The sequence below is a fragment of the Mediterranea sp. An20 genome (assembly GCF_002160055.1).
Taxonomy (GTDB): domain Bacteria; phylum Bacteroidota; class Bacteroidia; order Bacteroidales; family Bacteroidaceae; genus Bacteroides; species Bacteroides avicola.
The window spans coordinates 30,210-44,277 of the sequence record NZ_NFJV01000004.1; the positions used below are offsets into that span (position 1 = coordinate 30,210).

Consider the following 14,068-nt stretch of genomic DNA (forward strand, 5'->3'; position numbering starts at 1 on the left):
TCTTCACTCACATCTTACAATCTATACGCCGGACAGAAGGTTCCCCCTGTCCGGCGTTTTTGTTATGCACAATTTGTGTGAAGGATGTGAAAGATGGGTGAAAGATGTTATCTTTCACAGCAACACGCTAAATCACAACGGGTTATTTGCACGTGAAAGCGTGAAGGCAATTGGGAAGATTTCTTGTTTATGGGATAATGTGAAATCATACCGGCATTTGATAACCTCCTGCCCTCGATAGAGATGCAATTCATTTCATCTGAAGAGGGAAGTCCGTACAAACATCTGATAATGAATAGAATGCTGTGAAAGATACATGTTGGTATATATGGGTGTATGCTAAACCTTCATGTTAGCGTGCTAAACCTCCATGTTAGCGTGCTAAACCTTCATGTTAGCATGCTAACTTTAATGTGAGCCATGCAGACAGTTTAGCACTGCCGGGAATAGAACGCCCTCTGGCTTATAGCTTCAAACTTGATATAGGAAATGTAAATGTGCCACCAAATCCGCTACTGCAGTAACAAGAGACCTTAAAAAGAATTGAACGGAAACAGCACTCAAAATAGGACTGAGCAGAATAAAAACAGACTCTTAGTAAAGAAAGGGTTCACCCTTCAAATTTATGTCAGGTGAACCCTTTCTTTTCATTTTATACTACGATGATGAATCACTCCACCCCCAAATCCTTCATCGTCCGCGGCGCAGGCACGCCCGGCAGGGGCTTGCGGTCCTTCAGCTGCTCGAGGGCCACTTCGATAGCCTTCTCCAACTGCTGGTCAACGCCGGATTGCTCTTGGATGGGGTCGTTGTCGATGAGGATGTCCGGGTCAACACCGTGGTTCTCCACAATCCACTGGCCGGTCTTGGCATCGTAGTTGGTGAAGAAAGGCACGCGGATGTCCGTACCGTCCATGTAGGGCAGGGAGCCGCTGATGCCCACGATGCCGCCCCACGTGCGGGTACCGATGACCGTGCCCAGTTTGTTGGCCTTGAAGCTCCAGGGGAAGAGGTCGCCGTCCGAAGCCGAATACTTGTTGATAAGCAAAATCTTCGGGCCATATTGCGTGGCATCGGGGATGGTGCCCGTCTTGGTGGAAACGCGCGACATGGTCATGCGATAGGGCTTGCGGAGCAGACGCTCGATAATCATGGGCGATACGTTGCCGCCGCCATTGGCACGGTCGTCGATGATGAGGGCTTCCTTGTCGAGCTGCGGATAGAAGTAGCGGGCAAACTCGTTCAGGCCTTCGGGACCCATGTCGGGGATGTAGATATAGCCCACGCGGCCGTTGGTAGCTTCTTCCACGCGGCGCAGGTTCTTCTGCACCCAGTTGTAGTGATAAAGCGGATATTCGTTGTCCGTGGGTTCTACCACCACTTTGCGGGCACCGTCGGCAGAGGCCTTGGTATTGACGGAAAGTTCGGTCAGCACGCCCGCCTTGCCGATGAGCAACTGGTAGATGTTATCCACGGAGGCAGTAGATATGCCGTCGATAGCGGTGATGTAGTCGCCTTCCTTAATCTCCATACCCGGCTCGGTAAGGGGCGAACGGAGTTTCTCGCTATACGGCGCGCCGGGCAGAATCTTGTCGATGCAGTAGAAGCCCGACTTTTCATCGCGGCTCAGTTCGGCACCCAGCAATCCCATGTCGATACGCTCAGGCTTGGCATACTCGCCGGGGTTGACATAAGCGTGTCCGCAGGCCAGTTCGGCAATCATTGCGCCAATGAGGTAGTTCAGGTCGAGGCGCGTCTTGACGTAGGGCAGCATCACGGCATACTTCTCCTTGATGGCTTTCCAGTCCACGCCGTGCATGTTCTCCACATAGAAGCCGTCGCGGTAGGCACGCCAAGCCTCGTCGAAGATTTGCTCCCATTCCTGCTCATAGTCTATCGGGGCTACCATGTCGTTCAAGTCTACCTTATCGTCCAATGTTACCTTGCGCGTAGAGAGTTCGCCCACGTAAAGAGAATTGCCGCGCATGTAGAGTGCCTTCTTGCTGCCGCAGACGGGTGCCAGGGCAGCACCTTCCGCCACCAGTTCGTCTTTCTGCTCCTTCAGACTGAAAGCGTGCGTGCCACCATCGCCGTAGTACCACACCGTTTGCCCGTCGCTATACAGGTTCCAATAATTGCCTGCCCGGAGAGGCAGCTTGACGATACGTCCTTCGATGCCTTCGGGGTCAATCTGCACCGTCTTGTCCTCGGCTTTCGTGTCTTTCTTCTTCTCGTTCTTGGCAGGGGCAGGTTTCTCTTCCTCCTTGCCGCTGTTCACTGCCTCATCTGCGGGCAGGAAGGGCGAGGGAGTGTCGTCCGTCAGCAAGGCCAGGTAGATGCCGCCCATACGGGTATAGACGTGGTTCCACTCCAGACGTCCGTAGATGGGATTGAAATCGCGGTCGGACTCAAAGACCAGGTATTTGCCGTCGGTACTGAAGACAGGTGACGAGGAGTTGTACCACTTCTCCGTCACGGGATATTCTTTCTTCTCCACCAGGTTATACACATACACCACGGAGAAATCGTTCTTGGCGGGCTTGGTGTAGGTCAGCCAACGGCTGTCGGGCGAGAAAGCCACGCCGTAGAATTCCTGTTCGGGGTTCTGCATCACTACGGTCTTCTGCTTCGAAGCCACGTCCACGGTAACGATGCGGTTCTTGCGGTCGGTGTAGAGCACGGTCTTGCTGTCGGGACTCCACAGAAGGCTGCGGATGTAGGTATCATTGCCCGTAGTCAGCTGGATGGGATCGCCTCCCTCGGCGGGTTGGAGATAGATTTCCGTTTCGCCCGTGCGGTCGGAGATGTAGGCAATGTACTTGCCGTCGGGGCTCCAGTCGGCTCCGCGCTCGTTGGCACCGGGCGTGCGGGTGATATTGCGCGTCACTCCTTCTTTGGCAGGCACGTCGAACACCTCGCCTCGGGCCGTCACAGCCAAGCGTTTGCCGTCGGCAGAGAGTCCGGCAGCCGTCACATAATTGGCCACATGCTTCTGCTCGGTGCGGGCATAGACATTCTCCGCATGAAGCGTGATGTGAATCTGCTCGGCGCGGCGCGTCTGCGGGTCGAAGCGGTAGAGGTAGCCGCCGTGTTCGTAGACAATCTGACGTCCGTCGGTGCTTGGGAACTTGATGTCGTAGTCCGTATAGTCGGTCACCTTCTCCGTCTGCCCGTTAGCGGTGTGGTAGACAAAGAGGTTCATCGTCTTGTCGCGGTCGGAGATGAAGTAGATGTCCTCGCCAATCCACATCGGGCAGATGTCCTGCGCCACGTTGTTAGTCAGGTTCTCCACCTTCTTGGCCGCGGGGTCGTACAGCCAGATGTCATCGGCCATGCCGCCGCGATAATACTTCCAGTTGCGGAACTCGCGGAAGACGCGGTTATAGGCCATGCGCTTCCCATTGTCCGGCGAGAAGCTACAAAATCCACCCTCGGGCAAAGGCAAGGCATGAGACATACCGCCAGAGAGCGGCGCCACCCACAGCCGTCCGTCAAAGCCGTCGCTGATGCGGTTGCGATAAACCACTCCCTCACCATTCGGCGTCCAGGTCATCACGATGTTGTTCGGGCCCATGCGGTCGCCCACGTCATCGCGCGCATTAGTCGCCGTGTAGGTCAGTCGCCGGGGTTCGCCACCCTCGGCAGGAATGACGTAGACTTCGCGGTTGCCATCGTATTCGCCAGTGAAAGCAATGGTCTTGCCGTCGGGCGAGAAACGCGGAAAGATTTCATAACCCACGTGTGACGTCAGCCGCCGCGCTTCGCCACCCGTCAAAGGTGCTGTGTAGAGGTCGCCGGCATAACTGAACACCACGTCTGTGCCATTCGTCGCGGGGAAGCGGAGCAGGCGTGCCTCGTCGCCGTCGGCCTTGGCTCCTGTCGCCACGCTGAGGGCGAGCAGGGAGAAAAGGAATTGCTTCTTCATATTGCTTCTGTATGTTTTTTGATTAAACCACCACAAAGTTAAGACGAAAAAATCGAAATCCGGTGCCGTGCCACCTGCTTTTTCCTGCCTGTATGTACGTTTTGCAGCAGTAAGAGAGGGTCGTGGCAGTAACTTGAGGTGTGCTTTGTCCTGTAAGGGTATGATGAAAAAGGCTTTTTAGTCATACTAACAAGAGTTCTTCTGGTCCTCAAGGTAAAGGGAAGAGCATTTCTTGGCAGAAGATAGAACTGCTCATAGCCTTGACAGGATAAACATTTGCAATCCACCATAAATTCCCGGATGCATTCTAAATAAAATTCATACCTTTGCAGATAGTGCCACATCGCTGGTAAGACGAATGGCAATAATCAGAACAACCGGACATATTGTGGAGTATGAGATAGCTGAAAATGCAAAGACAAAAAACACCGTCGGTTGTAACATTTCCACCGATTCTTTATCTAAAGAGCAAAGACAAAAAGAGAAAGAAATATGAAACAGCTTATCTTTGTATGGCTGCTCCTCTGCCTGGGGACAGCCGCTTATGCCCAGTCCTACTCCTTTGCCGTCAAGACATACGGCACGGGGAAACAAACCCTCGTTTTTATTCCTGGCTTTGCTTGCTCCGGCGAAGTATGGCAGGAAACGGTCAATGCTTTGCAAGACCGCTACACGTGCTACGTACTTACCATGCCCGGCTTTGCCGGTGTGCCGCCCGAAACCTCTCCTTCGTTTGAAGGGTGGAAGAAACAAATCATCCATTTCATCCGTGACAGGCAGCTCCGCAAGCCTTACCTCGTGGGGCACAGCATGGGTGGAGGACTGGCCCTGGCCGTAGCTGCCGATTGTCCCAACCTGTTGCAAGGCGTAGTGGTAGTAGATGCCTTGCCCTGCCTGGCAGCCCTGTACCGCCCCGATTTCCAGCCTTCGCTAGAGGAACAAAACCAAACCTGCAACAGCCTGCTGCAACAACTCAACGCGATGAGCGACGAGCAATTCATCCGCCAACAACGCCTCAGCGCCGCTACCTTGTGCGAAGATTCCACCCGACAGGAAGCATTAGTGCGCTGGAGCACAGCTTCGGATAAACGAACCTTCGCACAGTTATATGCCGACTATGCAAACACTGACCTAAGGCTCCGGCTGTCTGCCATCCACGTGCCGGTACTTGTATTACTGGAACCTTCATTCCACCGGGTTGAACCGCTGGTGCGCGAACAGTTTGCCGGACTGCCCGATGTCCGGCTGGAATATGCCCCGCAGGGTCTGCACTTCCTGATGTTCGATGCGCGGGATTGGTTCCTGCAGCAGTTTACCGCCTTCATACACCCATGAAGATGGATTTCAACGAGATATACAAACGCTATTGGGACAAGGTGTACCGCCTCTGCATGGGTTACTTCAATCGGCCCGCCCTGGCGCAAGACCTAACGCAAGACACTTTCGTGCAGGTATGGAAGCATCTCTCCTCCTTTCGGCAACAGGCAGAAGTCGGCACATGGATTTTCCGCATCGCCACCAATATCTGCCTGCGCCAGTCCCAACTGCAACAACGCATGCCTACCACAGAACTGACTACCGAAATTGAGGAAGAAGAAACGGTGGAAACCGACCACCGTGTCCACCAGTTGTATCAATCCATCTCCCAACTGCCGGAAATAGACCGTCTGCTCATTTCCCTTTATCTGGAAGAAGTGAAACAGGCGGAAATTGCCCAAATCACCGGCCTATCCGAAACCAATGTGCGTGTCCGTATCCACCGCATCAAATCGGCCTTGGCCCAACAAATGAAGAAATATGAGACAGAATAACGATACCGACCTACAGGCGCTCTGGAGCAAGCAGACCGTCCCTTCTGCTAATCTGCAGAACATTCGACAGGAAATCAGATGCTTTCGCCGCCGCCAAATCGCCTTTTACCTGATAACAGGACTGCTGATGTTGCTCACCATAGGCTTTGCCCTCTTCATCGCTTTCTATTTCCGTCCCCGCCTGACAAGCACTTACATCGGACTGGCATTGGGCGGTAGCGCTTTTCTGCTGGCACTATTCTCTGCCGGAAGGAGTGCACGCCTATATCACAGGCTAAACGATACTTGCCCCAACACGCAATACCTGCAAGCTCTGTCATCCCTCCGGAAGCAGGAATATTTTCACCGCCACACGATGCTGACCGCGTACTTCGTCCTTCTGTCCCTGGGTCTGTGCCTATATATGTATGAATACACCTTTGCCCGCTCCTGGCCAACTGGCATAGCAGCATACGTCGGTCTGGCCGGATGGATTGCTCTCAACTGGTTCTACTTCCGTCCGCGCATTTTGCGAAAGGACAAACAGCGGCTGGAACAGTTCATCGGCCGAAACAAGGAACTGAGACAGCAATTGTAAATTCCCTATGCCGCTTTGTCGGACATAACCCCACCAGCGTTAACCGCATACACCGGAAATACCTTTTAAAGACAAAAATTACGCGAAATACACGGATTTGCAGTTAAATTCCGGCATAATCCATGCATTCCGCACGACATAGAGCATACGATGAGCTCATTCCGTACGCTTCAAGCTGTAATTCAGTTGGGAATCGTTCTTCTCGAAATCCTTGTTCAGCAGGGTCAGCGTCTGGTCGTCATCGAGCAAAAAGTTGAATGTATCTTTCTCTTTGCCGTCCACCAGCAATTGCCAGACGGTGGCATCAGCGTCGGAGGGAATGCCGCGCAGGGTCAGCCGCCGCCCGGTGTAGGAAAAGGTGATGTCCTTGCCGTCTTCTGCCTCCAAGTAAGTCATTTGTAATTGGAAGGTGCCGTCGCCGCTGTGCTCGCGATGACGGAGCGTAAGCGCATAACGGATGCCCGGACAATCGGCTGCCGGAAGGACCCCTTCATAGTGAAGCTCTTGCCAGGCACCCAGAGTGGCGTCGTTATCCGCCTTGGGCTGGCTGAAGATAAGCTTTCCGCGGCGGCTGATGGTCCATGCGCCGTCGGTGTAGCGCAGGTTCTTGGTGTCGTCGTCTTCCACGTTCCACACGTGTCCTCCGGAGGGCAGTGTGCGGCGTTCCAGCACCTCGCTGCCTTCTGATTCGCTGCTGAACAATTCCGCTTTCAGCGAGTCGGGACTGAAGACCACGTACATCACTTGTCCGCTCCCGTCGACTGCTTCCGTACGGATGCCGACTTCAAACAGTCGGATACAGTCCTTGCGCACTTCGCTCCACGTGTAACCCGCCGAGCCTATGCAGCCGTGCTCGTCGCGGTCGGCACCTACCGTTTCAGTCGATGCAACCACAGCCTTTTCCGTTTCCACCTCTTTAACATTTCCCTTTCCGGCGGAACCGGCACAACCGGTCAACAGGATGCCGCCTATCATCCAAAACAAACTTTTCATATCTCTATGCGTTTAGTGAAGCTCCAAAATAAAGCAAAAAAAAGAAAGCCTCCCATGAGGAAGGCCTTTTTTTGAGGAATGTTCAGGGTATTTAATGGATATTGCTTACCTTACATCGGTTATTGAACCGGCCTGTTGTACCGCTGCACCCATATAGCCGTCCCGATGGTTCCGATGGTAGAAATAATCACGGTGGACAGACAACCCGACAGTATTTTATCCACGCCTGCCAGCCGCATTAACGCGTGAGCAACAACCATCAATGCCGCTATCCAACAAAAAGCCTTGTAGAAACAATCAGCAGTCTGCCGCGCCACCCGTTCGCGGCGTTCCTTCGGAATTGAGTAATACCCTGCCATCACCGAAGGGCTGTGCTTCACCCATCGCCCGATGGCGTAAAAAAGCAGGGAATAGAGAAGGACAAAGATATCCATGAAAAAATTATATTGTGTCACTATTAAAATGGGAAATTAATTATACCTATTTTTTTTGACAAGCATTACAATTCAATCCCTCAAATTCAGAAGGGTATAGATTCTCACGTCGAGAAATTGAGTATCTTTTAGGAGGTTCTATAAAAGCCTTCAAAACTGAATTATAACCATTGTAATACCAAACAGCATTATATTCTCCGTACCCTTTGCTTTCATATGGAACAAATCTTCCATAGTCATCACCGTTATTTTGCGTAAAATACCATCGCATAATCTCTCCTATTTTGGGAAAGCATATTTGAGGAGACTTTAAGCTATGATTACATTTTTGACGCACTAACTCCTTTGTTAAGGCACAATAAATTAACTCCATAGGTACATCATGCCGAATCTCAAAATATACTCCAGTATGAATACCTAATATCCCCTCATCTGCAATATTAAACGAAACATTTTTCCGATGAACTGATTTACAAAGTATTTGATATACTTTTTCGAAATCATTTGAATATAAATCTACAATAACTTCATCAAACTCCATATCTATACATTTAAATAATTTTGCTTTTTCAGTTCCTCCACCGACGTTTCCAACTCAGCATACCAATCAGCTCCAAACTTGCGGATAAGCGGTTCCTTCAAGAACTTATAGACGGGCAGGTTCTCTTTCTGCCCCAACAGCATGGCCGCCTTGCAGACGTCCCACCGGTGGTAATTGACGCCCTTGAACTCGCCGAAGTCCTTCACCCGTATGGGATAGAGATGGCAGGAAACGGGTTTGAGGAAGTCGGTCTTCCCCTCACGGCAAGCCTTCTCGATGGCACAATAACAGCAACCCCGGTCATCGTGGCAGGTAAACACACAGTCCTTACCATTGACGATGGAAGTCACCAGGTCGCCTTCCTGGTCCACGTAGGCCACGCCCTGTTTGTCGATAATGGCCTGCGCCTCGGGCGACAATTCCTCCCAGATGAGGGGCAGGACTTCTTCAATCTTTTCTATCTCGTCCAGTTCCAGGGGAGCACCGGCATCACCCTCGATGCAGCAGGCACCGTGGCAGGCAGACAAATCACACAGGAACTTTTCTTTCAATACGTCGAAACTGACGACAACGTCTTGTATCTGTAACACTTCTTAAATTGAGAATTGAGAATTAAAAATTAAAAAATGATAGTGCTTGACTCATCTGCCAAGATTATTCTTCATGGACTTGACGATGCTGACTAAGAGCGCAATAATCTCGTTGCAATCTTTGGCTATCGAATCATATTGTTCTATTTCTAGATAACCTGTATCTTTCAATAAGGACAGCCAGTAGGAGGTCTCATTGGCTTCTTTTAGTGCTATATTCATTTTATTCAGGAAATCAGCACTGCTTTGGGCATGATGAACTTCTGCCACTAACGCACCAATAGCTGTTCCACTGCGTAACATTTGCTTGGATAGGACATATTCTTGTTGAGAATTGCATAAAAAACGATATGCGTTCACTACGCGAATAGCGAACGCATACGTCTTAACATGGATAACATTATCCCTGTCTGTCATTCCTTAAATTGAGAATTAAAAATTGAGAATTAAAAAATAGAATGTCCACGCTTTCTTGATATAAGAATAAAGAATTGAGAAATCAAGAGCAGTTCTGCGCTGCCATTATTTCTCAATTCTCAATTTTCAATTCTTAATTTCTAATCAAGTCCTTGCCCGTCATGTCAGCCGGCTGTGCCAGACCCATGATGTGCAGGATGGACGGAGCCACGTCGGCCAATACGCCGTTTTCTACCTTAGCGTCCTTGTTCGCTGTCACGTAGACGAAGGGTACGGGGTTCAGCGAGTGAGCCGTGTTGGGGGTACCGTCTTCATTGATAGCGTGGTCAGCATTGCCGTGGTCGGCGATGATGATGACCTCGTAGTCATTGGCCTTGGCAGCTTCTACGGTGTCACGCACGCAGTTGTCGATGGCAACTACGGCCTTTTCGATGGCTTCGTACACACCCGTATGGCCCACCATGTCGCCATTGGCATAGTTCACCACGATGAAGTCATATTGCTGCGTGTTGATAGCCTCCACCAGCTTATCCTTCACCTCATAGGCACTCATCTCCGGCTTCAGGTCGTAAGTAGCCACCTTGGGAGAGGGCACCAGGATACGGTCTTCGCCTTCAAACGGAGCCTCGCGTCCGCCGTTGAAGAAGAAGGTCACGTGTGCATATTTCTCTGTCTCGGCAATGTGCAATTGCTTCTTGCCCTGCTTGCTGAGATATTCGCCCAGCGTGTCGGCCACGTTCTCCTTGTCGAAGATGATGTGTACGCCCTTGAACGAAGCATCGTACGGCGTCATGCAGTAGTATTGCAAGCCGGGGATGGTCTTCATGCCTTCCTCGGGCATATCCTGCTGGGTCAGTACGACTGTCAGCTCCTTGGCACGGTCGTTGCGGTAGTTGAAGAAGATAACCACGTCGCCTTCCTTGATGGTGCCGTCGAAAGCGCAGTTGTTGATGGGTTTGATGAACTCGTCCGTCACACCCTCGTCGTAAGATTCCTGCATGGCCTTCACCATATCGTCAGCCTGCTTGCCCTGGCCGTTCACCAGCAGTTCGTAGGCTTCCTTGATGCGTCCCCAACGCTTGTCGCGGTCCATGGCATAGAAGCGTCCCACGATGCTGGCGATGCGTCCGGCGCTCTGTGCGCAGTGGTCGGTCAGTTGCTGGATGAAGCCCTTGCCGCTCTTAGGGTCAGTATCACGGCCATCCATGAAGCAGTGGATGAAGGTGCGTTCGCCGATGCCATATTCCTTGGCAATGTCGCAGAGTTTGAAGAGGTGTTCCAGCGAGGAGTGTACGCCACCGTTGGAGGTCAGGCCCATGAAGTGGATGTTTTTGCCGTGCTCCTTGGCGTAAGAGAAGGCAGAGACGATTTCCTTGTTCTTCAGGATGCTGCCGTCGGCACAGGCGCGGTTGATTTTCACCAAGTCCTGGTAAACGATGCGTCCGGCGCCGATATTGAGGTGTCCCACTTCAGAGTTACCCATCTGTCCGTCGGGCAGACCCACGTTCTCGCCGCTGGCTTGGAGCTGCGAGTGCGGATAGTTGGCCAACAGGCTGTCCCAGTAAGGAGTGGGGGTTACATAGATTACATCATCTTTCTGGCGGTCGCCAATGCCCCAACCGTCCAGAATCATTAAAAGAGCTTTCTTAGCCATAATATGAAAATTTAAATTGAACTTTTTCCTTATGCGGTGCAAATTTACAAAAATCCCGGCGGGTAGCAACGGGACAGAGGCATAAAAGAACTGAAAATGTTGGGAGAAAGCAGACTAATGTCCTGTAACGTGACAGTATCCACGGCACGCCAGGTGATACCGGAAGTGACAAACCGCGAATATTAAAAGTATTGAATAAAACCGGAATACAAGAAAAGGACGCATGCCTGGTTCGAGAACTTTGACTACCTTTGCCTCTCCCCAACCATATTAAGACTTATATTTTTAGCAATGAGGAAATATCTCTACAGCGAAAACGGATTCATTGAGAAGCCCGAGTGGATGCCCAACTGCTGGGTGAACGTGGAATGCCCGGACAACAACGACTTCGACTTCCTGACCCAGGAGCTGAAGGTGCCCGAAGCTTTCCTGACGGACATTGCCGACGTGGACGAACGACCGCGCACTGATACCGAGGGCAACTGGTTGCTCACCATCCTGCGCATCCCCATGCAGAATGACAAGCCGGATATTCCGTTCGTCACCGTGCCTATCGGCATCATCACCAACAACGATGTCATCATCTCCGTCTGCTACCATCATACGGAAATGATGGACGACTTCATTGAGCACACGCGCCGCAAAAGCATTGTGGTCAACAACAAGCTGGACCTCATCCTGCGCATCATCTACTCGTCGGCTGTATGGTTTCTGAAATACCTGAAGCAAATCAACAACGTAGTGACCGAAGCGGAAAAAGAACTGGAACGCAGCATCCGCAACGAAGACCTGCTGCGGCTGATGAAACTGCAAAAATCGCTGGTCTATTTCGACACAAGCATCCGCGGCAACGAGGTGATGATTGGGCGGCTGAAAAACATCTTCCAAGACACGGACTACCTGGACATGGGTCTGCTGGACGACGTGCTTATCGAACTGAAGCAAGCAGTAAACACGGTGAATATCTACAGCGACATCCTGACGGGCACCATGGACGCCTTTGCTTCCATTATCTCGAACAACGTGAACGCCATCATGAAACGCATGACCAGCCTGAGCATCACGCTGATGATTCCCACGCTCATCGCCAGTTTCTACGGCATGAACGTAGACGTACACATCGAACACATTCCCTATGCGTTCGGGCTAATCATCGTGGTGTCGGTGCTACTGTCGGCGGGGACGTTTGTACTGTTCCGCAAAATCAAGTGGTTCTGACCCTTCACTCAAACTTCAGTTCCAGCTGACCGTCGCCTCCCAGCAGATTGAACGACTGCCGGTGATGAGGTGTGGCGCCATATTCGGCAATGGCTGCGCGGTGTTCGCGCGTGGGATAGCCTTTGTTGCGGTCCCAGCCATACGACGGATATTCGGCATGAAGACGCAGCATATAATCGTCGCGATAGGTCTTGGCCAGGATAGAGGCAGCAGCAATGGAAAGGTACTTGCCGTCGCCCTTCACCACCGTGGTGTGCGGAATGCCGGGATAAGGACGAAAACGGTTGCCGTCGATAAGCAGGTGTTGCGGACGGACCTTCAGCGCATCAATGGCACGGTGCATGGCCAGGAAGGAAGCGTTGAGGATATTGATTTCGTCTATCTCCTGTGGAGAAACCACGCCCACGGCCCATGCCAGAGCTTCGCGCTCGATGACTTCGCGCAAGGCATAGCGCTGCTTCTCCGTCAGCTGCTTGGAGTCGTTCAGCTGTTCGTTATGGAAACCGGGAGGCAGAATGACAGCAGCAGCATAGACGGCACCTGCCAGACAGCCGCGACCCGCCTCGTCGCACCCGGCTTCGACCAAATCTTTATGTAGACAAGACAATAACATGGCGGCAAAGATACGCAGAATCGGACAGAAAGTCTATCTTTGCGGCCGGAAACTCGTGAAATGAAGAAGAAAGAACGAAGAATTTCTTCGGCTTCTGCTTTATTCCTCACTCTACATTCTTAATTCTCAATTTTTAATTTTTAATTTTCAATTTACCCCGTGTTTACCGTCATCTCACTCATGCTGACCGGCATTCTCGCCGGATTCCTGTTACGCCGCCGCAAGCTGGATGGCGTACACCGTCTCATCACCGTACTCATCTGGGGATTGCTTTTCCTGCTTGGCGTAGAGGTAGGCAGCAACGAACGCATCATCCGCGGACTGCACACGCTGGGGTTGGAAGCGCTGGCCATTGCCGTGGCAGGTACGCTGGGCAGTGTGCTGGCGGCATGGGGGCTGTGGCAGATAGCGGCACGACGCAGGAAGGAGGACCAGGCATGAAGGGCAGTCTGATTATCATCGCTTTCTTCGCGCTGGGTGTGGCATGCGGACTGGGGCGGGTTTTCTCCATCGACCTGGCGCAGACGGACATCAGCTTCTATACTCTCTGTGCACTGATGTTCTGCGTGGGGGTAGGCATCGGCAGCGACCCGCAGACACTGCGCAATTTCCGCTCGCTCTCGCCTCGACTGATGCTGCTGCCCGCAGGCACCATCGTGGGCACGCTGGCAGGGGCGGCAGTCGTGAGCCTGCTGCTGACGCACCGCAGCACAGGCGACTGCTTAGCGGTGGGTGCAGGCTTCGGCTATTACTCGCTGTCGAGCATCTTCATCACCGAATACAAAGGGGCGGAACTGGGCACAGTGGCACTGCTTGCCAACATCATCCGCGAGATTCTCACCCTGCTGCTGGCACCGCTGCTGGCGAGGCGTTTCGGACCGCTGGCACCCATTGCCGCCGGAGGTGCCACGACGATGGACACCACGCTGCCCGTCATCACGCAGGCATCGGGGCAGCAGTTTGTCATCGTATCTATCTATCATGGTTTTTTAGTAGACTTCAGCGTGCCGTTTCTCGTCACCTTGTGTTGCGGGCTGTAAAGTCGCAGCGCCCTGATAATCAACCGTTCATGCTTAGCGCTGGGAAGTCCGCTCCAAAGGCACTGGAAGCACGCTCCGAAAGGCTTGGCAGTCTGTGTCCATAGGCTTTCCCGGTGCTACAGAGGCAACGACGGGAGCCTATCTGCCGAACCGCCAGACTAAGTTTTAAAAAAATTAAAACAATCTCGTGCCTTTACCAGAAAGAATAGGTAAATGTCTATCTTTGCCCATACAACCTGAAAAACGTATCATTCC

The 14,068-nt window shown here is 52.1% G+C and carries 14 protein-coding genes; 6 read left to right on the forward strand and 8 right to left on the reverse strand.

Translation table 11 applies throughout. The features are described 5' to 3' along the window. Positions 1–670 precede the first annotated feature (670 nt). Positions 671–3,925: a S41 family peptidase gene (locus B5F34_RS03740; protein ID WP_087335211.1), complete on the reverse strand. Its 3,255-nt coding sequence runs from the start codon at positions 3,923–3,925 to the stop codon at positions 671–673. 492 nt (positions 3,926–4,417) lie between these two features. On the opposite strand from B5F34_RS03740, the gene B5F34_RS03745 reads away from it, so the two are divergent. Genes B5F34_RS03745 through B5F34_RS03755 form a run of 3 tightly spaced genes read left to right on the forward strand, consistent with a single transcriptional unit; the run spans position 4,418 to position 6,313 of the window. Further along, the gene (locus B5F34_RS03745; protein ID WP_087335213.1) at positions 4,418–5,260 is read left to right on the forward strand and encodes an alpha/beta hydrolase; all 843 of its coding nucleotides are present in this window, start codon (positions 4,418–4,420) and stop codon (positions 5,258–5,260) included. Then, positions 5,257–5,736 (forward strand): RNA polymerase sigma factor, encoded by a 480-nt coding sequence (locus tag B5F34_RS03750; protein ID WP_239448783.1) that lies wholly within the window; start codon positions 5,257–5,259, stop codon positions 5,734–5,736. Before B5F34_RS03745 ends, B5F34_RS03750 begins: the two co-directional genes overlap by 4 nt. Further along, complete coding sequence (locus B5F34_RS03755) at positions 5,723–6,313, forward strand: hypothetical protein (protein WP_087335215.1); 591 nt, start codon at positions 5,723–5,725, stop codon at positions 6,311–6,313. The genes B5F34_RS03750 and B5F34_RS03755 overlap by 14 nt, the downstream gene beginning before the upstream one ends. A gap of 156 nt (positions 6,314–6,469) precedes the next feature. Here the strand turns inward: B5F34_RS03755 and B5F34_RS03760 are convergent, their stop codons facing one another. The 6 genes from B5F34_RS03760 to gpmI all read right to left on the reverse strand — a co-directional run bounded on the left by B5F34_RS03760 (position 6,470) and on the right by gpmI (position 10,942). Next, on the reverse strand, positions 6,470–7,306 hold the full coding sequence (locus tag B5F34_RS03760) for a copper resistance protein NlpE N-terminal domain-containing protein (protein ID WP_087335217.1): 837 nt from the start codon (positions 7,304–7,306) through the stop codon (positions 6,470–6,472). 119 nt (positions 7,307–7,425) lie between these two features. After that, complete coding sequence (locus B5F34_RS03765; RefSeq protein WP_140392947.1) at positions 7,426–7,740, reverse strand: DUF3784 domain-containing protein; 315 nt, start codon at positions 7,738–7,740, stop codon at positions 7,426–7,428. A gap of 46 nt (positions 7,741–7,786) precedes the next feature. Beyond that, positions 7,787–8,281: a hypothetical protein gene (locus B5F34_RS03770; protein WP_087335222.1), complete on the reverse strand. Its 495-nt coding sequence runs from the start codon at positions 8,279–8,281 to the stop codon at positions 7,787–7,789. A 2-nt stretch (positions 8,282–8,283) separates the two neighbouring features. Further along, positions 8,284–8,871, reverse strand: coding sequence for a DUF3109 family protein (locus tag B5F34_RS03775; protein WP_087335224.1), 588 nt, complete (start codon positions 8,869–8,871; stop codon positions 8,284–8,286). Between the two features lie 51 nt (positions 8,872–8,922). Further along, positions 8,923–9,288: a four helix bundle protein gene (locus B5F34_RS03780; protein WP_087335226.1), complete on the reverse strand. Its 366-nt coding sequence runs from the start codon at positions 9,286–9,288 to the stop codon at positions 8,923–8,925. 133 nt (positions 9,289–9,421) lie between these two features. Beyond that, a complete protein-coding gene (gene gpmI / locus B5F34_RS03785; protein WP_087335227.1) occupies positions 9,422–10,942 on the reverse strand; it encodes a 2,3-bisphosphoglycerate-independent phosphoglycerate mutase in 1,521 nt (506 codons plus the stop codon). Positions 10,943–11,233: 291 nt separating this feature from the next. Here gpmI and B5F34_RS03790 point away from each other — a divergent pair, with 291 nt between their 5' ends. After that, the gene (locus B5F34_RS03790) at positions 11,234–12,160 is read left to right on the forward strand and encodes a magnesium transporter CorA family protein (protein ID WP_087335229.1); all 927 of its coding nucleotides are present in this window, start codon (positions 11,234–11,236) and stop codon (positions 12,158–12,160) included. 4 nt (positions 12,161–12,164) lie between these two features. Here B5F34_RS03790 and B5F34_RS03795 read toward each other — a convergent pair whose 3' ends face one another. After that, positions 12,165–12,773 (reverse strand): ribonuclease HII, encoded by a 609-nt coding sequence (locus B5F34_RS03795; RefSeq protein ID WP_087335231.1) that lies wholly within the window; start codon positions 12,771–12,773, stop codon positions 12,165–12,167. Between the two features lie 159 nt (positions 12,774–12,932). Between B5F34_RS03795 and B5F34_RS03800 the strand changes: the two genes are divergently transcribed. Further along, positions 12,933–13,214, forward strand: a complete 282-nt coding sequence (locus tag B5F34_RS03800; RefSeq protein WP_087335233.1) for a LysO family transporter — start codon at positions 12,933–12,935, stop codon at positions 13,212–13,214. Beyond that, positions 13,211–13,813: a lysine exporter LysO family protein gene (locus B5F34_RS03805; protein WP_087335235.1), complete on the forward strand. Its 603-nt coding sequence runs from the start codon at positions 13,211–13,213 to the stop codon at positions 13,811–13,813. Before B5F34_RS03800 ends, B5F34_RS03805 begins: the two co-directional genes overlap by 4 nt. The last annotated feature ends 255 nt before the right edge of the window (positions 13,814–14,068 follow it).